Raw genomic sequence first — 20,509 nt, 5'->3', positions numbered from 1 at the left:
CCCCGATGTACGACTCCCCCGCCATAGACCACGCGCTGCAGGCGCTGCCCGAGGACACCGCCGCCGCCACGCATGCAGTGCTGCACGATGTGTTCGGCTACAGCGCCTTCCGCGGCCCGCAGGCGGAGATCGTCGCCCACGTGGCGGATGGCGGCGATTGCCTCGTGCTGATGCCCACCGGCGGTGGCAAATCGCTCTGCTATCAGATCCCGGCGCTCGTACGGCACCGGCGCGGGCAGGGCGCCGGTATTGTCGTGTCGCCGCTGATCGCGCTGATGCAGGATCAGGTGGCCGCGCTGGAAGAGGCCGGCGTGCGCGCCGCATACCTCAACTCTGCGCTGACGGGCGCCGAGGCAGCGCAGGTCGAGCGCGATCTGGCGGCGGGGCGGCTGGATCTCGTCTACGTGGCGCCCGAGCGGTTGATGACGCCGCGCTTCCTCGAGCTGCTTGAGCGATCGCGCATTGGCCTGTTCGCCATCGACGAAGCGCACTGCGTGTCGCAATGGGGGCACGATTTCCGGCCCGAGTACATCCAGCTTTCCGTGCTGCACGAGCGATTCCCGCACGTGCCTCGCATTGCGCTCACCGCCACGGCCGATGCCGTCACCCGCGACGAGATCGTTGAACGGCTGGCACTGACGGACGCGCGCGTCTTCCTCTCCAGCTTCGATCGCCCGAACATCCGCTACACCATCGTCGAGAAGGACAGCGCGCGCCAGCAGCTGCTGCGCTTCATTCGCGCCGAACACATGGACGGTGACACCTGCGACGCCGGCATCGTCTACTGCCTGTCGCGCAAGAAGGTGGAGGAGACCGCGCAGTGGCTGGCCGAGCAGGGCATCCGCGCGCTGCCGTATCACGCCGGGATGGACTCCGAAGTGCGCGCCCGCCATCAGGCGATCTTCCGCAAGGAGGAGGGCGTCGTCATGGTGGCGACCATCGCCTTTGGCATGGGCATCGACAAGCCGGACGTCCGCTTCGTTGCGCACCTCGATTTGCCCAAGAGCCTCGAAGGTTATTACCAGGAAACCGGCCGCGCAGGCCGCGACGGCATGCCCGCCAACGCGTGGATGGCGTATGGCTTGTCTGACGTGGTGCAGCAGCGCCGCATGATCGATGAGTCCGATGCGGACGATGTGCACAAGCGCGTCTCAACCGCCAAGCTCGAAGCGCTGCTCGGCCTGTGCGAAGCCGCAAGCTGCCGCCGTGTGGCGCTGCTTGCTTACTTTGGCGAAAGCAGCCAGCCGTGCGGCAACTGCGATACGTGCCTGACGCCGCCGCAAACGTGGGACGCCACGCGCGAGGCGCAGATGGCGCTGTCTTGCGCATACCGCGTCCAGCAGGCCAGCCGCGTGAGCTTTGGCGCGGGACAACTCATCGACATCCTGCGGGGCAACGCGACCGAGCGCGTCAAGCAGTGGCATCACGAGACGCTGTCGACCTTCGGCATCGGCAGCGATTTGTCAGAAGCCGCGTGGCGCGGCGTGTTCCGACAGTTGGTCGCGCAGGGCTTGTTTGCGGTGGATCACGGCGGCCACGGCGCACTGATCCTGACCGACGCGGCCCGCCCCGTGCTCAAGGGCGCGCAGTCGGTGATCCTGCGTCGTCAGGTCGAGAAGGTACGTGGTGCGTCTTCGTCGTCCGCGAAGAAGGAGCGTCGCGCCGATCCGGCCGCCGAGCTTTCCGCCGAGGCGCAGGTGCGCTGGCAGGCGTTGCGTGCCTGGCGGACGCAGGCCGCGCGTGAGCACAGTGTGCCGGCATATGTGATCTTCCACGACGCCACGCTCGCGCGCATCGCCGAGACCGATCCGGATTCGCGCGAAGCGCTCGGCGAGTTGCCCGGTATCGGCATGGCCAAGCTGGACCGCTACGGCCAGGCGCTGCTCGACGTGCTGGAGAAATGCCGCGAGCAAGTCTAAGCGGACAGCGGCAATGGCCCCATCACGCCGGTGCGGCTCAGGTGATCGCCCAGAAAATCGACAAACGCCCGCACCTTCGGCAGCAGGTGGACACGTTGTGTGAACACGGCGTGCAGCGGCACCTCCCGCGCCGTGTAGTCCGTCAGCACCGCCTGCAGCCGGCCGGCCGCAATATCGTCGCGCACCAGATACGCCGGCCCCAGCGAAACGCCCAGCCCTGAACGCGCCGCCTCGCGCAGCACGAGGCTGTTGTTGGCCAGCATCGAACCATTCACGTGGGCGATGTGGCGCTGGCCCGCGGCGTCCGTCAGCACCCAGTCGTGCGGCCCGTCGTAATTGGCGTAGACCAGGCAGTTGTGGTTGCGCAAATCCTCCGGCGACTGCGGAATGCCACGCTCGCGAAAATACGACGGCGCCCCGTAGATGGCGTGCGCGCAACTCGCCAGCCGCCGCGCCACCAGCGATGAGTCCTCCAGCATGCCAATGCGGATCGCCACGTCGATGCGCCCGGCGACAAGATCGGCGTAGCGGTCGTTCATGTCCAGATCGATCTGCACGGCAGGGTAGCGCGCCTGGAATGCGCCCAACAGCGGCGCCAGCAATGTCACTGCAAACGAGGCCGGCGCTGACACCCGCAGCGTGCCGCGCGCCTCGTCGCGTAACGCGGTCACGGCCTGCTCTGCCGCATCAACGAGCGCCAGTCCTTCGCGGCTTTTTTCGAAGAACGCCGCGCCCGCTTCGGTGAGCGACAGGCGCCGCGTTGTCCGTTGCAGCAGACGCGTCTGCAGCCGCGCCTCCAGCCGCGCCAGCGCCTTACTGATCACACCGCGCGACATCCCCATCGCATCCGCCGCCGCCGACAGGCTGCCGCGCTCCACCACCTGTACGAAGATCGCCACGTCAGAAAGCTGGTCCATATTTGCGCGCTTTTGGAAACAATATCGTGCCAGAGGCTACCTTAATCTGCGCGAATCGGCTGGCTACGATGGGCACTCCGATCCTTCGTCCTGCTCATCATGACTACCGAAGCGCCTGCCGTTGCCGTTTCCAGCCCGCCACCCGCCGATCGGCTCCCCGACGGCGCCACGCCCTTGTTTGCCGCCGCTGTCGGGCTCATCGTCATCAACCTGTTCGGCATCCAGCCACTCGTTGCCGAGATCGCCGCGAGCATCGGCTGGACCACGGCCGCCACGGGGCTGCTGGTGACCGCCACCCTTATCGGCTATGGCATCGGCCTCTTGCTCCTGATGCCGCTGACCGACCTGCAGGACAACCGCACGCTCGCCTCGCGCACCCTATGGGGCGCGGTGGCTTCGCTGGCGCTGACCACTGTCGCGCATAGCGGCCAAGTGCTGATGCTGGCTGCCTTCGCCATCGGCCTCACGTCGACCGTCATTCAGATGCTGATTGCGCTGGCGGGGCGCCTCGCCGCAGACCACCGGCGCGGGCGCGTGCTCGGCGACATCATGATCGGCCTGAACCTGGGCATCCTCCTTTCGCGCCCGGCGGCCAGCCTGATCGCTGCGCAGTGGGGCTGGCGGGCGTTCTACGGCGCATCGGCGGTGGCGATTGCCGTGCTGGCTGTCTTCCTGCCGCGCGTGATGCCGACCTTCGTGCCGCCGCGCGCGCTGTCGTACGGGGCACTGCTGGGCTCGTACGGGCGGCTGCTGCGTAGCGAACCGTTGTTGCGCCGCCGCGCCGCCACCCAGGCCTTGCTGATGGCCGCGTTCACGTTGTTCTGGACGGCTGTCGCACTGCGGCTGGCGGCAGCGCCATTCCATCTTTCGCAGAACGGCATCGGCATCTTTGCGCTGTGCGGCGCGGCTGGGGTCGTGGCCGCGCCCATCGCCGGGCGGCTGGCCGATCGCGGCTTGGTGCGCGTGGGTACGCTGCTCGCGCACGGCAGTGCGGCGACGGGTTTGCTGTTAGCGCTGGCTTCGGCACTGTTGCCGGGCCTCAGCGTCCCCGCCATGTTGGCGATGTTGGTAGCAGCGGCGCTGCTGCTCGACTTCGGCGCCATCGGCGACCAGGCGCTCGGCCGCTACATGGTCAACACGCTGTCCCCCGAGATCCGGGGGCGTGTGAATGGCCTGTATACAGGGGCGTTTTTCTTTGGTGCGGCGGCAGGCGGCGGTTTGGCCGGAGTGACTTGGGCTCGGGCCGGCTGGATCGGCGTATCCGTCCTCGCGCTTGGTTTTGTGGTGACTGCTGCACTCGTCTTCGTATGGCCGGCCAGCGCGGCGCGTGCCATCGGCGCCACACCGCGCCGCTGCTAATCTATTGCCCGCATCGCCAGACTGGAAGCGCGCTTGACGCTTGCAATACGGGCCGCTATAGTGCCAGATTCGAGTTTTTGGCTTCTGGTTTCGCACGTCCATGCCCGGCAAAGCGCTGTGCAAGACATCTGAACCAGACGGGCTCGCGCTCTTTGGTCTTGATCTGTTCCCGCAGGTCCTTCCTTCAGAGCGTTCTGCTCGCCACTTCCATAAAACCCGATTGCGCCGTCCGCCTCACTAATGAGGCGTTCACGTTATGTGAACCGGCGATTTTTCAAAAACCAAGCTGGATTGAACAATGCCAACCATCAATCAACTGGTTCGCAAGCCCCGCGTCTCGGAAAAGCTGAAGAGCAAGAGCCCGGCACTTGAGAACTGCCCGCAGCGTCGCGGCGTGTGCACCCGCGTGTACACCACGACGCCGAAGAAGCCGAACTCGGCACTGCGTAAGGTCGCCAAGGTGCGCCTGACCAACGGTTTCGAAGTCATTTCGTACATCGGCGGTGAAGGCCACAACCTGCAAGAACACAGCGTCGTGCTGATCCGCGGCGGCCGTGTGAAGGACTTGCCGGGTGTGCGTTACCACATCGTGCGCGGCTCCCTTGACCTGCAAGGCGTCAAGGATCGTAAGCAAGCGCGTTCGAAGTACGGCGCGAAGCGTCCGAAGGCGGCCTAAGTCGTCAGTGAGATCGCGCCGCTTTTGCGGTCACGGTCTTGTCATGAGCAGGCGGTACAACGGTGCGTTTTTTGACCGCACTGGCACCGTCGAGTAAGTGGTCACCCGGCTCAGATTGTTGGAAGACAAGCTAGTTGGTGGCCGGAGAACCGAAGCGGTTCTCAACTGAACAGAGAAGGAAAGAAGATGCCACGTCGTCGTGAAGTCCCCAAGCGGGAAATTCTGCCGGACCCGAAGTTCGGCAATGTGGAAGTCGCCAAGTTCATGAACGTCCTGATGCTGGACGGCAAGAAGTCGGTGGCTGAACGTATCGTCTACGGTGCGTTCGACCAGATCGAAAAGAAAGCAGGCAAGGCGCCTATCGAGGTGTTCACGCTGGCAATCGGCAACATCAAGCCGGTGGTCGAAGTGAAGAGCCGTCGTGTTGGTGGCGCCAACTATCAGGTGCCGGTCGAAGTCCGGCCGTCGCGTCGTCTGGCATTGGCGATGCGTTGGCTGCGGGAAGCTGCGAAGAAGCGCAGCGAGAAGTCGATGGCCCTGCGTCTGGCTGGTGAGCTGCTCGAAGCCTCGGAAGGCCGTGGCGGCGCCATGAAGAAGCGCGACGAAGTGCACCGCATGGCTGAAGCCAACAAGGCGTTCTCGCACTTCCGCTTCTAAGCGACGCGAGACGTTGTTGGTTGCTGGGCGGGCTGTGTGCGCACATCTCGCCCATTTGTATTAGGGGCGCTTGGCCACGGGCCGGCGCCCCGTTGACGAATCTGAGGATTAATCGTGGCTCGTAAGACCCCCATTGAGCGCTACCGTAACATCGGTATTTCCGCTCACATCGACGCCGGCAAGACCACCACGACCGAGCGGATCCTGTTCTACACCGGTGTGAACCACAAGATCGGTGAAGTGCATGATGGCGCTGCCACCATGGACTGGATGGAGCAGGAGCAAGAGCGCGGCATCACCATCACGTCTGCTGCTACCACCGCCTTCTGGAAGGGCATGGGCGGCAACTATCCCGAGCACCGCTTCAACATCATCGACACCCCGGGCCACGTGGACTTCACCATCGAGGTGGAGCGTTCCATGCGTGTGCTCGACGGCGCGTGCATGGTGTACTGCGCAGTGGGTGGCGTGCAGCCGCAGTCGGAAACCGTCTGGCGCCAGGCCAACAAGTACAAGGTGCCGCGTCTGGCGTTCGTCAACAAGATGGACCGTACCGGCGCGAACTTCTTCAAGGTCTACGACCAGCTGAAGACCCGTCTGAAGGCTAACCCGGTGCCCGTCGTAGTGCCCATCGGCGCTGAAGACGGCTTCCAGGGCGTCGTCGATCTGCTCGAGATGAAGGCCATCATTTGGGACGAGGCCAGCCAGGGCGTGAAGTTCGAGTACAAGGACATCCCGGCCGAGCTGCAAGCCACCGCCGAAGAATGGCGCGAGAAGATGGTCGAGGCTGCCGCCGAAGCCAGCGAAGAGCTGATGGAAAAGTACCTGGGCGGCGAAGAGCTGACCCGTGCCGAGATCGTCAAGGCGCTGCGTGACCGTACCATCGCCTGCGAAATCCAGCCGATGCTGTGCGGTACCGCGTTCAAGAACAAGGGCGTGCAGCGCATGCTCGACGCCGTGATCGACTTCCTGCCGTCGCCGGTCGACATCCCGCCGGTCAAGGGCGTGGACGAGAACGACGATGAGAAGAAGCTCGAGCGCAAGGCAGACGACAACGAGAAGTTCTCGGCGCTGGCGTTCAAGATCATGACCGACCCGTTTGTCGGCCAACTGATCTTCTTCCGTGTCTACTCGGGCAAGGTGAACTCCGGCGACACGGTCTACAACCCGGTCAAGCAGAAGAAGGAACGTCTGGGCCGTATTCTGCAGATGCACGCCAACCAGCGCGAAGAAATCAAGGAAGTGCTCGCCGGCGACATCGCTGCTGCAGTCGGCCTGAAGGACGCGACCACGGGTGATACGCTGTGCGATCCGGCAGCGCCGATCGTGCTCGAGCGCATGGTGTTCCCGGAGCCGGTGATCTCGCAGGCTGTCGAGCCGAAGACCAAGGGCGACCAGGAAAAGATGGGCTTGGCACTGAACCGCCTCGCTGCAGAAGATCCGTCGTTCCGTGTGAAGACCGATGAAGAATCGGGTCAGACCATCATTTCGGGCATGGGCGAACTCCACCTCGAAATTCTGGTTGACCGCATGAAGCGCGAATTCGGCGTGGAAGCGAACATCGGCGCCCCGCAGGTTGCCTACCGCGAAACCATCCGGAAGACGGCAGCGGACGTGGAAGGCAAGTTCGTCAAGCAGTCGGGCGGCCGCGGCCAGTATGGCCACGCTGTGATCACGCTCGAACCGCAAGAGCCGGGCAAGGGCTTCGAGTTCGTCGACGCCATCAAGGGTGGTGTAATTCCTCGCGAATACATCCCGGCGGTGGAGAAGGGTATCGTCGACACGCTGCCTGCGGGCATCCTGGCCGGCTTCCCGGTGGTGGATGTGAAGGTCACGCTGACGTTCGGCTCGTATCACGATGTGGACTCGAACGAAAACGCGTTCCGCATGGCCGGCTCGATGGCTTTCAAGGAAGCCATGCGCAAGGCCAGCCCGGTTCTGCTGGAGCCGATGATGGCCGTGGAAGTGGAAACGCCGGAAGACTACACGGGTACCGTGATGGGCGATCTGTCGTCCCGTCGCGGTATCGTGCAGGGCATGGACGACATGGTGGGCGGCGGCAAGATCATCAAGGCCGAAGTCCCGTTGTCGGAAATGTTCGGTTACTCGACCGCGCTGCGCTCGGCCACGCAAGGCCGTGCCACGTACACCATGGAATTCAAGCACTACGCTGAGGCACCGAAGAACATCGCCGAAGCCGTGATGGCCGCCAAGGGTACGAAGTAATCAACGTGTTTGGGCGGTCGCACGTGTGACCGCCCCGATCCAAATCTAGTAATTAGCTGATTCCGAATTGAGGAGCTGACATGGCAAAGGAAAAGTTCGAGCGGACCAAGCCGCACGTGAACGTTGGGACGATTGGTCACGTTGACCACGGCAAGACGACGCTGACCGCAGCGATCGCGACCGTGCTGTCGAGCAAGTTCGGTGGCGAAGCGAAGAAGTACGACGAAATCGACGCTGCGCCGGAAGAAAAGGCACGCGGCATCACGATCAACACCGCGCACATCGAATACGAAACGGCTAACCGCCACTACGCGCACGTTGACTGCCCGGGCCACGCCGACTACGTCAAGAACATGATCACCGGTGCCGCCCAGATGGACGGCGCGATCCTGGTGTGCTCGGCCGCTGACGGCCCGATGCCGCAAACGCGTGAGCACATCCTGCTGGCCCGCCAGGTTGGCGTGCCGTACATCATCGTCTTCCTGAACAAGTGCGACATGGTGGACGACGCTGAACTGCTGGAGCTGGTCGAGATGGAAGTGCGCGAACTTCTGTCGAAGTACGACTTCCCGGGCGACGACACCCCGATCATCAAGGGTTCGGCCAAGCTGGCGCTGGAAGGCGACAAGGGCGAACTGGGCGAAGTGGCCATCATGAACCTGGCCGACGCACTGGACACCTACATCCCGACGCCGGAGCGCGCTGTTGACGGTACGTTCCTGATGCCGGTGGAAGACGTGTTCTCGATCTCGGGTCGCGGCACCGTGGTGACCGGCCGTATCGAGCGCGGCATCATCAAGGTCGGCGAAGAAATCGAAATCGTCGGTATCAAGGCCACGCAGAAGACCACCTGCACGGGCGTGGAAATGTTCCGCAAGCTGCTGGACCAAGGTCAGGCAGGCGATAACGTCGGTATCCTGCTGCGCGGCACCAAGCGCGAAGACGTCGAGCGCGGCCAGGTGCTGTGCAAGCCGGGTTCGATCAAGCCGCACACGCACTTCACGGGCGAGGTCTACATCCTGTCGAAGGACGAAGGCGGCCGTCACACGCCGTTCTTCAACAACTACCGCCCGCAGTTCTACTTCCGTACGACGGACGTGACCGGCTCGATCGAGCTGCCGGAAGGCAAGGAAATGGTCATGCCGGGCGACAACGTGTCGATCACCGTCAAGCTGATCGCCCCGATCGCCATGGAAGAAGGCCTGCGCTTCGCCATCCGTGAAGGCGGCCGTACCGTCGGCGCCGGCGTCGTCGCCAAGATCATCGAGTAAAGGCGGATCGATGCGCTGTTTCCGGAAACGGAGCGGCGCATCGCCTGTTGCATCGCTCTTTCAATTTATCGGCGGCTTTGCTGCCATGCTCTTTAAGGAAACATCATGCAGAACCAGAAGATCCGTATCCGCCTGAAGGCTTTCGACTACCGCCTGATCGACCAGTCGGCTGCTGAAATCGTTGAAACCGCCAAGCGCACGGGCGCGATCGTCAAGGGCCCGGTGCCCCTGCCGACCCGCATCCAGCGTTTCGACGTTCTGCGTTCGCCGCACGTCAACAAGACCAGCCGCGACCAGTTCGAAATCCGCACCCACCAGCGCCTGATGGACATCGTCGATCCGACCGACAAGACCGTCGACGCGCTGATGAAGCTGGACCTGCCGGCTGGCGTGGACGTCGAGATCAAGCTGCAATAAGTCTGCAACGCTGCCGGTTCGTGCCGGCAACGAGCGAACGGCGAGCCAAGTGCTCGCCGTTTTGCTTTTTCGGGCACGGTGTTGCGCTTCACGCCACGCGGATGGGCGTATTCAGCTCCCGCACTTGCACATTGTCCGTAACCCGGATATATTGTAGGGCTACCCCTTTAGTCGGGGGAGTGGGCTGGCCATTTGGCCTCGCGCTGTCTCTTTAGGCGCGGCCCAGTTCAAGATTCGTAGTATCAATCAGCCCCGGCCAATCGCAGCTGGGAATGGAGCAAACCATGAGCCTTGGCCTTGTAGGTCGCAAGGTTGGCATGACCCGTATTTTCACGGACGACGGCGATTCGATTCCCGTCACCGTGCTCGAGGTCGGCGACAACCGCGTGACGCAAATCAAGACGGACGAGACCGACGGTTACACCGCGGTTCAAGTCACCTTCGGCACCCGACGCGCCAGCCGCGTCACCAAGCCGCTGGCGGGTCATCTCGCCAAAGCCGGCGTGGAAGCGGGCGAAGTCATCAAAGAATTCCGAGTGGATGCCGCTCGTGCCGCTGAATTCCAGCCTGGCGCGAACATCAGCGTCGACCTGTTCGAAGTCGGTCAAAAGATCGACGTCCAGGGTGTGACGATTGGTAAGGGCTACGCCGGTACCATCAAGCGTTATCACTTCTCGTCGGGCCGCGCCTCGCACGGTAACTCGCGCTCGCACAACGTGCCGGGCTCGATCGGTATGGCGCAGGATCCGGGTCGCGTGTTCCCGGGTAAGCGCATGACCGGTCACATGGGTGACGTCACCCGTACCGTTCAGAACCTGGAAATCGCCAAGATCGACGCAGAGCGCAAGCTGCTGCTGGTCAAGGGTGCGATTCCGGGCGCCAAGGGCGGTCAAGTCATCGTCACGCCGGCCGTGAAGGCCCGCGCCAAGAAGGCATAAGGAGCGAACGCATGGAACTGAAGCTGCTCCAGGACAACGGTCAACTCGGCGCCGGCGTTGCCGCCTCGCCGGAAGTGTTCGGCCGTGACTACAACGAAGCCCTCGTTCACCAAGTCGTCGTCGCTTATCAGGCCAACGCTCGCAGCGGTAACCGTAAGCAGAAGGACCGTGAAGAGGTCAAGCACACGACCAAGAAGCCGTGGCGTCAAAAGGGTACGGGCCGCGCCCGTGCAGGTATGAGCTCCTCCCCGCTGTGGCGCGGGGGTGGTCGTATCTTCCCGAACAGCCCGGAAGAAAACTTCTCGCAGAAGGTCAACAAGAAGATGTACCGCGCCGGCATGCGCTCGATTTATTCGCAGCTTGCCCGTGAAGGTCGCATCAACGTCGTTGACAGCCTGTCCGTCGACGCGCCCAAAACCAAGCTGCTGGCCGACAAGTTCCGCGCCATGGGCCTGGATTCGGTGCTCGTGATTACCGATAACCTGGACGAAAACCTCTTCCTGGCATCGCGCAACCTGGCGCACGTGCTCGTGGTTGAGCCGCGTCACGCCGACCCGCTGTCGCTCGTGCACTACAAGAAGGTGCTCGTGACCAAGGCAGCCGTCGCGCAGATCGAGGAGTTGCTGAAATGACGCAAGTTGCCAAGAACGACCATCGCCTGATGCAGGTGCTGCTGGCGCCTGTGGTGTCTGAAAAGGCAACCCTGGTGGCCGAGAAGAACGAACAGGTCGTGTTCGAAGTGGCTCGCGACGCCAACAAGGGCGAAGTGAAGGCTGCCGTCGAACTGCTGTTCAAGGTCGAAGTCGAGTCCGTCCAGATCCTGAACCAGAAGGGCAAGCAAAAGCGCTTCGGTCGCTTCATGGGTCGTCGTGACCACGTGAAGAAGGCCTATGTTTCGCTGAAGCCGGGCCAGGAAATCAATTTTGAAGCGGAGGCCAAGTAATCATGGCACTCGTCAAAACCAAGCCGACATCGCCGGGCCGCCGCTCGATGGTGAAGGTCGTTAACCCCGACCTTCACAAGGGCGCGCCGCACGCTCCGCTGCTGGAAAAGCAAATCCAGAAGTCGGGTCGTAACAACAACGGCCATATCACCACCCGTCATAAGGGCGGTGGTCACAAGCATCACTATCGCGTCGTCGACTTCAAGCGTAACGATAAGGACGGTATCCCGGCCAAGATCGAACGCCTGGAATACGACCCGAACCGTAGCGCCAACATCGCGCTCGTGCTGTTCGCTGACGGCGAGCGCCGCTACATCATCGCCCCGAAGGGCGCTGTGGTTGGCCAAGCCATCGCCAACGGCTCGGAAGCGCCGATCAAGGCCGGTAACAACCTGCCGATCCGCAACATCCCGGTCGGTACGACGATTCACTGCGTGGAAATCCTGCCGGGCAAGGGTGCACAAGTTGCCCGTTCGGCTGGTACGTCCGCCGTGCTGCTGGCTCGCGAAGGCATCTACGCTCAAGTGCGTCTGCGCTCGGGTGAAGTGCGCCGCGTGCACATCGAATGCCGCGCGACCATCGGTGAAGTCGGCAACGAAGAACACAGCCTGCGCCAGATCGGTAAGGCCGGTGCAACTCGTTGGCGCGGTATTCGCCCGACCGTTCGCGGTGTGGTGATGAACCCGGTCGATCACCCGCACGGTGGTGGTGAAGGTAAGACTGCTGCTGGCCGTGATCCGGTGTCCCCGTGGGGCACGCCGACCAAGGGCTACCGCACCCGTCGTAACAAGCGCACTGACAGCATGATCGTTCAGCGCCGTCACAAGCGTTAATCGGTAGGTAGGAGCTTAGATATGACTCGTTCCGTAAAAAAGGGTCCTTTCATTGACGCCCACTTGCTGAAGAAGGTTGAGGCGGCGGTGCAAACGAAGGACAAGAAGCCCATCAAGACCTGGTCGCGTCGTTCGACCATTCTGCCGGACTTCATCGGCCTGACGATCGCCGTTCACAACGGCCGTCAGCACGTGCCCGTGTATGTCACGGAAAACATGGTTGGCCACAAGCTCGGCGAATTTGCGCTCACGCGTACGTTCAAGGGCCACGCTGCCGACAAGAAAGCGAAGCGATAAGGGGCAATCATGGAAGTTAAAGCGATTCATCGCGGCGCCCGTATCTCCGCACAGAAAACGCGTCTGGTTGCTGACCAGATCCGTGGCCTGTCGATCGAGCGTGCGCTCAACGTGCTGACGTTCAGCCCGAAGAAGGCGGCTGGCATCGTGAAGAAGGTGGTTGAGTCCGCCATCGCGAACGCGGAGCACAACGAAGGCGCCGACATCGACGAGTTGAAGGTCAAGTCGATCTACATCGACAAGGCCACGTCGCTCAAGCGCTTCACCGCGCGTGCGAAGGGCCGTGGCAACCGCATCGAGAAACAAACCTGTCACATCACTGTGACGCTGGGCAACTAAGGGGTCACGATGGGACAGAAGATTCATCCGACTGGCTTCCGTCTGGCTGTCAGCCGTAACTGGGCATCGCGTTGGTACGCGAGCAACACCCAGTTTGCCGGCATGCTCAAGGAAGACATCGAGGTTCGCGAGTTTCTGAAGAAGAAGCTGAAGAACGCGTCGGTGGGCCGCGTGGTCATCGAGCGTCCGGCCAAGAATGCACGTATCACCATTTACAGCTCGCGTCCGGGCGTGGTGATCGGCAAGAAGGGCGAGGACATCGAACTGCTGAAGGCTGAGCTGCAGCGTCGCATGGGCGTGCCCGTGCACGTGAACATCGAAGAAATCCGCAAGCCGGAAGTCGATGCACAGCTGATCGCCGATTCGATCACGCAACAGCTCGAGCGCCGCATCATGTTCCGTCGCGCCATGAAGCGTGCGATGCAGAACGCGATGCGTCTGGGTGCCCAAGGCATCAAGATCATGAGCTCGGGCCGTCTGAACGGCATCGAAATCGCCCGTACCGAGTGGTACCGCGAAGGCCGTGTGCCCCTGCACACGCTGCGCGCCGATATCGACTACGGCTTTTCCGAAGCGGAAACCACCTACGGCATCATCGGTGTCAAGGTGTGGGTGTACAAGGGTGACCACCTTGGTCGCAACGACGCACCCGTCGTGGAAGAGCCGCAAGAAGAGCGTCGCAAGCGTCCGGGTCGCCCGGAAGGTCGTCGCCGTGAGGGCGAAGGTCGCCCGGCCGGTCAGCGCCGCGGTGCTGGTGCAGGTGCCCGTCGTGGCGCCGACGCCAAGACTGGAGAATAAACATGCTGCAACCGAAGCGCAGGAAGTACCGCAAGGAGCAGAAGGGCCGTAACACCGGTATCGCGACGCGCGGCAACGCAGTCTCGTTCGGCGAATTCGGTCTGAAGGCGATGGGCCGTGGCCGTCTGACGGCGCGTCAGATCGAGTCGGCCCGTCGTGCGATGACCCGTCACATCAAGCGTGGCGGCCGCATTTGGATCCGGATTTTCCCGGACAAGCCGATCTCGAAGAAGCCTGCCGAAGTCCGTATGGGTAACGGTAAGGGCAACCCGGAATACTACGTGGCTGAAATTCAGCCGGGCAAGATGCTGTACGAAATGGACGGCGTTGGCGAAGAACTGGCACGCGAGGCATTCCGCCTGGCCGCTGCCAAGCTGCCGATCGCGACCAGCTTCGTGGTGCGTCAGGTCGGAACGTAAGGAGCACACACCATGAAAGCATCCGAACTGCGCGACAAAGATGTCGCCGGGCTGAACCAGGAGCTCTCCGAGCTGCTGAAGGCTCAATTTGGCCTGCGCATGCAAAAGGCGACGCAACAGCTGCAGAACACCAGCCAGCTGAAGAAGGTGCGTCGTGACATTGCGCGTGTCCGCACCGTGCTGGGCCAGAAGGGGAACCAGAAATGACTGAAGCCGCAACGTCCCTGAAGCGCACGCTCGTCGGTCGCGTTGTCAGCAACAAGATGGACAAGACCGTCACGGTCCTGATCGAAAACCGCGTCAAGCATCCGCTGTACGGCAAGTACGTGGTGCGCTCGAAGAAGTACCATGCGCACGACGAAGCCAACCAGTACAACGAAGGCGACAAGGTTGAGATTACGGAATCGCGTCCGCTCTCCCGCACCAAGTCGTGGGTGGTGTCGCGTCTGCTTGAAGCTGCACGCGTGATCTAAAACAACAGCGGGGTAGTTTGCTGTTGCAAGGCCGAGATTATGTGATATAGTCTCGGTCTTTCCCTTTGTGAGGGTGGCCGGCAAACCTGCTGGTGGCTCGGGTGAGGGGGAAAAGCGAATGGGCCGGGCGGCAATCGCCGTAGGGCAGCTACCGACTTCAAGTTGATCAACCCAATCGCAGTTGGCGCAATGCCAGCAGCCGGCGGGACCAAGACTGATCGCCTCTGCGCATTGTGCGTTTGGCGAATTAAGTTGGGACGAGAACACCATGATTCAGACAGAAAGCCGGCTCGAAGTGGCCGATAACACGGGTGCGCGTGAAGTCATGTGCATCAAGGTGCTGGGCGGTTCGAAGCGCCGCTACGCCAGCGTCGGCGACATCATCAAGGTCAGCGTCAAGGATGCTGCCCCGCGTGGTCGCGTGAAGAAGGGCGATATCTACAACGCCGTGGTGGTGCGTACCGCCAAGGGCGTCCGCCGTCCCGACGGCTCGCTCATCAAGTTCGACGGCAATGCCGCCGTGCTGCTGAACACCAAGCTTGAGCCGATCGGCACCCGCATTTTCGGGCCGGTCACTCGCGAACTCCGTACCGAGCGCTTCATGAAGATCGTGTCGCTCGCGCCGGAAGTGCTGTAATCGGAGGCCGCATGAACAAGATTCGCAAGGGCGATCGCGTCATCGTCCGTACCGGTAAAGACAAGGGCAAGCAAGGTACCGTGCTGGCCGTGCTGGCCGAGCATGTGACGGTTGAAGGCGTGAACGTTGCCAAGAAGCACGTGCGCCCGAACCCGATGCTGGGTACGGCGGGTGGTGTGGTCGACAAGGTCATGCCCATCCATATTTCGAACGTTGCGCTCGTGGATGCCAATGGCAAGCCGTCGCGCGTCGGCATCAAGGTTGAAGGCGGCGTGAAGACGCGCGTGCTGAAGACCACCGGTGCTGCCGTCGGCGCTTGATTCTGGGCAATAGAGAGGAGTTGAGCATGACTGCACGTCTGCAAGAGTTTTACAAAGAGAAGGTTGTGCCCGAACTGATCAAGCAGTTTGGTTACAAGTCCGTGATGGAAGTGCCGCGCATCACCAAGATCACCCTGAACATGGGTCTTGGCGAAGCCATCAATGACAAGAAAGTCATTGAGCACGCCACGGGCGACCTGATCAAGATCGCTGGCCAGAAGCCCATCGTGACGAAGGCCCGCAAGGCTATCGCCGGCTTCAAGATCCGCCAGGGTTACCCGATCGGCACGATGGTCACGCTGCGTGGCCAACGTATGTACGAATTCCTGGATCGCTTCATCACTGTGTCGCTGCCCCGCGTGCGCGACTTCCGTGGTGTTTCCGGCAAGGCGTTCGATGGTCGTGGCAACTACAACATCGGTGTGAAAGAGCAGATCATTTTCCCCGAGATTGAATACGACAAGATCGACGCACTCCGTGGTCTGAATATCAGCATCACGACGACTGCGAAGAACGACGAGGAAGCGAAGGCGCTCCTCAACGCGTTCAAGTTCCCGTTCCGTAATTAAGGGGTTACCGTGGCTAAATTGTCTCTGATCGAACGCGAGAAGAAGCGTGCCAAGCTCGTGGCCAAGTACGCTGAGAAGCGCGCCGCTCTCGAAGCCATCGTGGCTGACCAAAGCAAGTCGGAAGAAGAGCGCTACGAAGCGCGTCTGAAGTTGCAGGCGCTGCCGCGCAATGCAAATCCGACTCGTCAGCGCAACCGCTGCTCGATCACTGGTCGTCCCCGCGGTACGTTCCGTAAGTTCGGCCTGGCGCGTAACAAGCTCCGCGAGATCGCCTTCAAGGGCGAGATCCCGGGTCTGACGAAAGCCAGCTGGTAATCACGCACAGGCTACAGGAGAAACAGTATGAGCATGAGCGATCCGATCGCCGATATGCTGACGCGTATCCGCAACGCGCAAGCGGTGGAAAAAGCGTCGGTGGTCATGCCGTCGTCGAAGCTGAAGGTGGCAATCGCCAAAGTCCTGAAGGACGAAGGCTACATCGACGAATTCGCCGTGACCGAGCAGGGTGGCAAGTCCACGCTGACGATTGGTCTGAAGTACTACGCTGGCCGTCCGGTCATCGAGCGCCTGGAGCGCGTCTCGAAGCCTGGTCTGCGTGTGTACAAGGGCCGTAACGAAATCCCGCAAGTGATGAACGGCCTGGGCGTTGCCATCATCTCGACCCCCCAGGGTCTGATGACGGACCGCCGTGCGCGCGCAACCGGTGTCGGTGGCGAAGTCATTTGCTACGTTGCCTAACGGAGGGGAACCATGTCTCGCGTAGGTAAGGCTCCCATCGCGCTGCCGAAAGGCGCCGAAGTAAATTTCGCTGGTGGTCTGCTGACCGTCAAGGGCCCGCTGGGCACCCTGTCGCAGGCGATCCACGAGCTTGTCAAGGTCAACACCGACAACGGCACGATCACGTTCTCGCCCGCAGACGAGTCGCGTGAAGCCAATGCGCTGCAAGGCACGATGCGCGCTCTGACGGCCAACATGGTCAAGGGCGTGACGACGGGCTTCGAGCGCAAGCTGAACCTGGTCGGCGTGGGTTACCGTGCTTCGGTTCAGGGTACCGCCCTGAAGCTGCAACTCGGTTTTTCGCACGACGTGATCCATGAGATGCCGGAAGGCGTGAAGGCGGAAACGCCGACGCAGACCGAAATCATCATCAAGGGTTCGGACAAGCAGAAAGTTGGTCAGGTCGCCGCTGAAGTGCGTGGCTATCGTCCGCCTGAGCCCTACAAGGGCAAGGGTGTGCGCTACGCCGACGAGCGTGTGATCCTGAAGGAAACCAAGAAGAAGTAAGGGTGCACATCATGAACAAAAATGACTCGCGTCTGCGCCGTGCACGTCAGACCCGCCTGAAGATCGCGGAACTGAACGTTGCCCGTCTGGCTGTGCACCGTACGAACTTGCACATCTATGCGCAGGTCTTCTCGGAAGACGGCACCAAGGTCCTGGCTTCGGCCTCGACGGCGGAAGCCGAAGTGCGCAAGGAACTGAACGGCAACGGTGGCAACACCGCTGCCGCCACCCTGGTGGGTAAGCGTATCGCTGAGAAGGCGAAGGCTGCCGGCATCGAAGCTGTGGCGTTCGATCGCTCGGGTTTCCGTTATCACGGTCGCGTGAAGGCTCTGGCTGACGCGGCACGCGAAGCCGGCCTGAAGTTCTAAGCCGGCATAGAGGATATCGTCATGGCAAAAATTCAACCTAAGGTCCAAGGGGACGAACGCGACGACGGTCTTCGCGAGAAGATGATCGCGGTCAACCGTGTGACCAAGGTGGTCAAGGGCGGCCGTATTCTCGGTTTCGCCGCACTGACCGTGGTGGGTGACGGCGACGGCCGCATCGGCATGGGCAAGGGCAAGGCTAAGGAAGTGCCCGTTGCCGTGCAGAAGGCAATGGACGAAGCCCGTCGCAAGATGGTCAAGGTCCCGCTGAAGAACGGTACGCTGCAGCACGAAGTGGTTGGCAAGCATGGCGCCGCAAAGGTGCAGATGATGCCCGCGAAGGACGGTACTGGCGTGATCGCCGGTGGTCCGATGCGCGCCATCTTCGAAGTGATGGGCGTGACGAACATCGTGACCAAGTCGCACGGTTCGACCAATCCTTACAACATGGTGCGCGCAACGCTGGATGGCCTGCGCAAGATGAGCACCCCGGCGGAAGTTGCTGCCAAGCGCGGCAAGTCGGTCGAAGAAATCCTCGGCTAAGCCGAAGGGATAGGTGAACGATATGTCGCAGAAAACCGTGAAAGTCCAACTCGTGCGCAGCCTGATCGGTACGCGCGAAGACCACCGCGCCACGGTGCGCGGCCTGGGCCTGCGCCGCATGAACTCGGTGTCCGAATTGCAGGACACGCCCGCAGTGCGCGGCATGATCAACAAGGTGTCCTACCTGGTCAAGGTCATCGGCTAAGGCAAGACGGAGAAGAACATGCAACTGAATAACCTGAAGCCGGCAGCCGGCTCCAAGCACGCCAAGCGCCGCGTTGGTCGCGGTATTGGTTCGGGCCTGGGCAAGACGGCTGGTCGTGGTCACAAGGGTCAGAAGTCGCGTTCGGGTGGTTTCCACAAGGTCGGCTTCGAAGGCGGCCAGATGCCCCTGCATCGTCGTCTGCCCAAGCGTGGTTTTACCTCGCTGACCAAGGAATTTACCGCTGAAGTGCGTCTGGGTGACCTGGCGGGCCTGCCGATCGAGGAAATCGATCTGCTGTCCCTGAAGCAAGCCGGCCTCGTTGGCGAGATGGTTAAGAGCGCCAAGGTGATCTTGTCGGGTGAAATCGACAAGAAAGTCACTCTGAAGGGTATCGGCGCGACGGCTGGGGCGAAAGCCGCAATCGAAGCAGCTGGTGGCTCGCTGGCCTAATAGCCTGCTGTTTCACACTGACGGAGCATCCGTTTGGCCACGGCGAAACCTAATGTGATGGCCCAAGCCAAGAACACGGCCAAGTACGGCGATCTTCGCCGTCGGCTGGTGTTCCTGGTTCTGGCACTGCTGGTGTACCGGATCGGCGCGCACATTCCTGTGCCTGGTATCGACCCGGATCAACTGGCGCAGCTTTTCCAACGGCAGTCGGGCGGCATCCTCGGGATGTTCAACCTGTTCTCCGGCGGCGCGCTGTCGCGTTTCACGGTGTTTGCGCTGGGGATCATGCCGTACATCTCGGCGTCGATCATCATGCAACTGCTGACGATCGTGCTGCCGCAGCTGGAATCGTTGAAGAAGGAAGGCCAAGCCGGCCAGCGCAAGATTACGCAGTACACGCGCTACGGTACGGTCGTCCTGGCGACGTTCCAGGCGCTGGGGATTGCAGTGGCGCTCGAGGCGCAGCCGGGTCTGGTGTTGGATCCGGGTCTGATGTTCCGGGCCACTGCAGTCATGACGCTGGTGACGGGCACGATGTTCCTGATGTGGCTGGGTGAGCAGATCACCGAGCGTGGTCTGGGCAACGGGATCTCGATCATCATTTTTGGCGGAATTGCTGCGGGACTGCCCAACGCGATCGGCGGGCTGTTCGAGCTGGTGCGTACGGGATCGATGGGGATTTTCTCCGCGATCCTGGTGGTGGCGATCATTGGTGCGGTGACGTATTTGGTTGTGTTCATCGAACGCGGTCAGCGCAAGATCCTTGTCAACTACGCCAAGCGGCAGGTCGGTAACAAGATTTATGGCGGTCAGTCGTCGCATTTGCCGCTGAAGTTGAATATGGCCGGGGTGATTCCGCCGATCTTCGCATCGTCGATCATTCTGTTCCCGGCCACGATCGCGGGCTGGTTTACGGCCGGCAACTCGACGAATCCGGTTGCACGGTTCGTCAAGGATCTGGCGGCGACGCTGTCCCCAGGTCAGCCGGTGTACATCCTGCTGTATGCAGCGGCGATCATCTTCTTCTGTTTCTTCTACACCGCGCTGGTCTACAACAGCCGTGAAGTGGCAGATAACCTGAAGAAGAGTGGTGCGTTCATTCCGGGTATCCGTCCGGGCGAGCAAACCACGCGGTATATCGACAAGATTCTGGTGCGGCTGACGCTGGCGGGTGCGATCTACATCACGCTGGTGTGTTTGTTGCCGGAGTTCTTGGTGCTGCGCTGGAATGTGCCGTTCTACTTTGGTGGGACGTCGCTGTTGATCATCGTGGTCGTCACGATGGACTTCATGGCGCAAGTGCAGTCCTATGTGATGTCTCAGCAGTACGAGTCTTTGATGAAGAAGGCGAATTTCAAGGGCAACCTGACGCTCCGCTAGGGGTGATCGCACGAAACTGAAAAGGCATGGCTAAAGACGACGTGATCCAGATGCAGGGCGAGGTGCTGGAAAACCTCCCCAACGCGACGTTCCGCGTCAAACTGGAAAACGGCCACGTAGTGTTAGGCCATATTTCCGGCAAGATGCGCATGCATTACATCCGCATCTTGCCCGGGGACAAGGTGACGGTCGAATTGACCCCGTATGATCTGTCCCGCGCGCGCATCGTATTCCGGGCGAAGTGAGCGGACTGGAATTGAAGGAAGAGGAAAAT

At 61.7% G+C, this 20,509-nt stretch carries 30 protein-coding genes; 29 read left to right on the top strand and 1 reads right to left on the bottom strand.

From position 1 onward, the window contains the following. The first annotated feature begins 5 nt into the window (after positions 1–5). Complete coding sequence (gene recQ, locus R2N03_RS18750; RefSeq protein WP_316659358.1) at positions 6–1,919, top strand: DNA helicase RecQ; 1,914 nt, start codon at positions 6–8, stop codon at positions 1,917–1,919. Here the strand turns inward: recQ and R2N03_RS18745 are convergent. Further along, on the bottom strand, positions 1,916–2,836 hold the full coding sequence (locus R2N03_RS18745) for a LysR family transcriptional regulator (RefSeq protein ID WP_316659357.1): 921 nt from the start codon (positions 2,834–2,836) through the stop codon (positions 1,916–1,918). The two genes, recQ and R2N03_RS18745, sit on opposite strands and share 4 nt — an antisense overlap. A 99-nt stretch (positions 2,837–2,935) precedes the next feature. Between R2N03_RS18745 and R2N03_RS18740 the strand changes: the two genes are divergently transcribed. The 28 genes from R2N03_RS18740 to infA all read left to right on the top strand — a co-directional run bounded on the left by R2N03_RS18740 (position 2,936) and on the right by infA (position 20,480). Next, positions 2,936–4,195: an MFS transporter gene (locus tag R2N03_RS18740; RefSeq protein WP_316659356.1), complete on the top strand. Its 1,260-nt coding sequence runs from the start codon at positions 2,936–2,938 to the stop codon at positions 4,193–4,195. A gap of 298 nt (positions 4,196–4,493) precedes the next feature. Next, complete coding sequence (rpsL, locus tag R2N03_RS18735) at positions 4,494–4,871, top strand: 30S ribosomal protein S12 (protein WP_003265519.1); 378 nt, start codon at positions 4,494–4,496, stop codon at positions 4,869–4,871. A 186-nt stretch (positions 4,872–5,057) separates the two neighbouring features. Continuing rightward, a complete protein-coding gene (gene rpsG, locus R2N03_RS18730; RefSeq protein WP_004634470.1) occupies positions 5,058–5,528 on the top strand; it encodes a 30S ribosomal protein S7 in 471 nt (156 codons plus the stop codon). 114 nt (positions 5,529–5,642) lie between these two features. Further along, a complete protein-coding gene (fusA, locus tag R2N03_RS18725) occupies positions 5,643–7,754 on the top strand; it encodes an elongation factor G (RefSeq protein WP_316659354.1) in 2,112 nt (703 codons plus the stop codon). Between the two features lie 80 nt (positions 7,755–7,834). Beyond that, on the top strand, positions 7,835–9,025 hold the full coding sequence (tuf, locus tag R2N03_RS18720) for an elongation factor Tu (protein WP_316659353.1): 1,191 nt from the start codon (positions 7,835–7,837) through the stop codon (positions 9,023–9,025). 105 nt (positions 9,026–9,130) lie between these two features. After that, entirely contained in the window at positions 9,131–9,442 is a 312-nt protein-coding gene (gene rpsJ / locus R2N03_RS18715; protein ID WP_004634473.1) for a 30S ribosomal protein S10, read from the top strand. A gap of 284 nt (positions 9,443–9,726) precedes the next feature. Next, positions 9,727–10,380, top strand: coding sequence for a 50S ribosomal protein L3 (gene rplC / locus R2N03_RS18710; protein ID WP_024977883.1), 654 nt, complete (start codon positions 9,727–9,729; stop codon positions 10,378–10,380). A gap of 11 nt (positions 10,381–10,391) precedes the next feature. Continuing rightward, complete coding sequence (rplD, locus tag R2N03_RS18705) at positions 10,392–11,012, top strand: 50S ribosomal protein L4 (RefSeq protein WP_004634475.1); 621 nt, start codon at positions 10,392–10,394, stop codon at positions 11,010–11,012. Further along, on the top strand, positions 11,009–11,323 hold the full coding sequence (rplW, locus tag R2N03_RS18700) for a 50S ribosomal protein L23 (RefSeq protein WP_004634476.1): 315 nt from the start codon (positions 11,009–11,011) through the stop codon (positions 11,321–11,323). The genes rplD and rplW overlap by 4 nt, the downstream gene beginning before the upstream one ends. Positions 11,324–11,325: 2 nt before the next feature. Next, complete coding sequence (gene rplB, locus R2N03_RS18695) at positions 11,326–12,156, top strand: 50S ribosomal protein L2 (protein WP_004634477.1); 831 nt, start codon at positions 11,326–11,328, stop codon at positions 12,154–12,156. A gap of 21 nt (positions 12,157–12,177) precedes the next feature. Then, positions 12,178–12,453, top strand: a complete 276-nt coding sequence (rpsS, locus tag R2N03_RS18690; RefSeq protein ID WP_004634478.1) for a 30S ribosomal protein S19 — start codon at positions 12,178–12,180, stop codon at positions 12,451–12,453. Positions 12,454–12,462: 9 nt separating this feature from the next. Further along, on the top strand, positions 12,463–12,792 hold the full coding sequence (rplV, locus tag R2N03_RS18685; protein ID WP_004634479.1) for a 50S ribosomal protein L22: 330 nt from the start codon (positions 12,463–12,465) through the stop codon (positions 12,790–12,792). 9 nt (positions 12,793–12,801) lie between these two features. Continuing rightward, on the top strand, positions 12,802–13,590 hold the full coding sequence (rpsC, locus tag R2N03_RS18680; RefSeq protein ID WP_009241892.1) for a 30S ribosomal protein S3: 789 nt from the start codon (positions 12,802–12,804) through the stop codon (positions 13,588–13,590). A gap of 2 nt (positions 13,591–13,592) precedes the next feature. After that, positions 13,593–14,009: a 50S ribosomal protein L16 gene (rplP, locus tag R2N03_RS18675; protein WP_003264123.1), complete on the top strand. Its 417-nt coding sequence runs from the start codon at positions 13,593–13,595 to the stop codon at positions 14,007–14,009. 12 nt (positions 14,010–14,021) lie between these two features. Next, positions 14,022–14,216, top strand: a complete 195-nt coding sequence (gene rpmC / locus R2N03_RS18670; protein WP_004634481.1) for a 50S ribosomal protein L29 — start codon at positions 14,022–14,024, stop codon at positions 14,214–14,216. Then, the gene (gene rpsQ, locus R2N03_RS18665; protein ID WP_004634482.1) at positions 14,213–14,482 is read left to right on the top strand and encodes a 30S ribosomal protein S17; all 270 of its coding nucleotides are present in this window, start codon (positions 14,213–14,215) and stop codon (positions 14,480–14,482) included. The genes rpmC and rpsQ overlap by 4 nt, the downstream gene beginning before the upstream one ends. 268 nt (positions 14,483–14,750) lie before the next feature. Next, entirely contained in the window at positions 14,751–15,119 is a 369-nt protein-coding gene (rplN, locus tag R2N03_RS18660; protein WP_003264129.1) for a 50S ribosomal protein L14, read from the top strand. An 11-nt stretch (positions 15,120–15,130) separates the two neighbouring features. Then, on the top strand, positions 15,131–15,439 hold the full coding sequence (rplX, locus tag R2N03_RS18655; protein WP_316659345.1) for a 50S ribosomal protein L24: 309 nt from the start codon (positions 15,131–15,133) through the stop codon (positions 15,437–15,439). A gap of 26 nt (positions 15,440–15,465) precedes the next feature. Then, a complete protein-coding gene (gene rplE / locus R2N03_RS18650; RefSeq protein WP_009241894.1) occupies positions 15,466–16,008 on the top strand; it encodes a 50S ribosomal protein L5 in 543 nt (180 codons plus the stop codon). Between the two features lie 9 nt (positions 16,009–16,017). Next, the gene (gene rpsN, locus R2N03_RS18645) at positions 16,018–16,323 is read left to right on the top strand and encodes a 30S ribosomal protein S14 (RefSeq protein ID WP_004634486.1); all 306 of its coding nucleotides are present in this window, start codon (positions 16,018–16,020) and stop codon (positions 16,321–16,323) included. 27 nt (positions 16,324–16,350) lie between these two features. After that, positions 16,351–16,746 (top strand): 30S ribosomal protein S8, encoded by a 396-nt coding sequence (gene rpsH, locus R2N03_RS18640; RefSeq protein ID WP_004634489.1) that lies wholly within the window; start codon positions 16,351–16,353, stop codon positions 16,744–16,746. Between the two features lie 12 nt (positions 16,747–16,758). Next, entirely contained in the window at positions 16,759–17,292 is a 534-nt protein-coding gene (gene rplF, locus R2N03_RS18635) for a 50S ribosomal protein L6 (RefSeq protein ID WP_316659343.1), read from the top strand. Between the two features lie 11 nt (positions 17,293–17,303). Continuing rightward, positions 17,304–17,660: a 50S ribosomal protein L18 gene (rplR, locus tag R2N03_RS18630; RefSeq protein WP_009241896.1), complete on the top strand. Its 357-nt coding sequence runs from the start codon at positions 17,304–17,306 to the stop codon at positions 17,658–17,660. Between the two features lie 21 nt (positions 17,661–17,681). Then, positions 17,682–18,200, top strand: coding sequence for a 30S ribosomal protein S5 (gene rpsE, locus R2N03_RS18625; RefSeq protein WP_004634493.1), 519 nt, complete (start codon positions 17,682–17,684; stop codon positions 18,198–18,200). A 22-nt stretch (positions 18,201–18,222) separates the two neighbouring features. After that, complete coding sequence (gene rpmD / locus R2N03_RS18620; protein WP_003264137.1) at positions 18,223–18,405, top strand: 50S ribosomal protein L30; 183 nt, start codon at positions 18,223–18,225, stop codon at positions 18,403–18,405. A gap of 18 nt (positions 18,406–18,423) precedes the next feature. Continuing rightward, a complete protein-coding gene (gene rplO, locus R2N03_RS18615; protein ID WP_024977880.1) occupies positions 18,424–18,855 on the top strand; it encodes a 50S ribosomal protein L15 in 432 nt (143 codons plus the stop codon). A 57-nt stretch (positions 18,856–18,912) separates the two neighbouring features. Continuing rightward, a complete protein-coding gene (gene secY, locus R2N03_RS18610) occupies positions 18,913–20,235 on the top strand; it encodes a preprotein translocase subunit SecY (protein ID WP_316659339.1) in 1,323 nt (440 codons plus the stop codon). A gap of 26 nt (positions 20,236–20,261) precedes the next feature. Further along, positions 20,262–20,480 (top strand): translation initiation factor IF-1, encoded by a 219-nt coding sequence (gene infA, locus R2N03_RS18605; RefSeq protein ID WP_003264140.1) that lies wholly within the window; start codon positions 20,262–20,264, stop codon positions 20,478–20,480. Positions 20,481–20,509 lie beyond the last annotated feature (29 nt).

Origin of the sequence: Ralstonia condita, from assembly GCF_958405655.1 — a bacterium.
In the GTDB taxonomy this organism is placed as follows: Bacteria; Pseudomonadota; Gammaproteobacteria; order Burkholderiales; family Burkholderiaceae; genus Ralstonia; species Ralstonia condita.
Note: the sequence above shows the minus strand (reverse complement) of the source record. Positions and strands in the feature narration are given on the sequence as shown.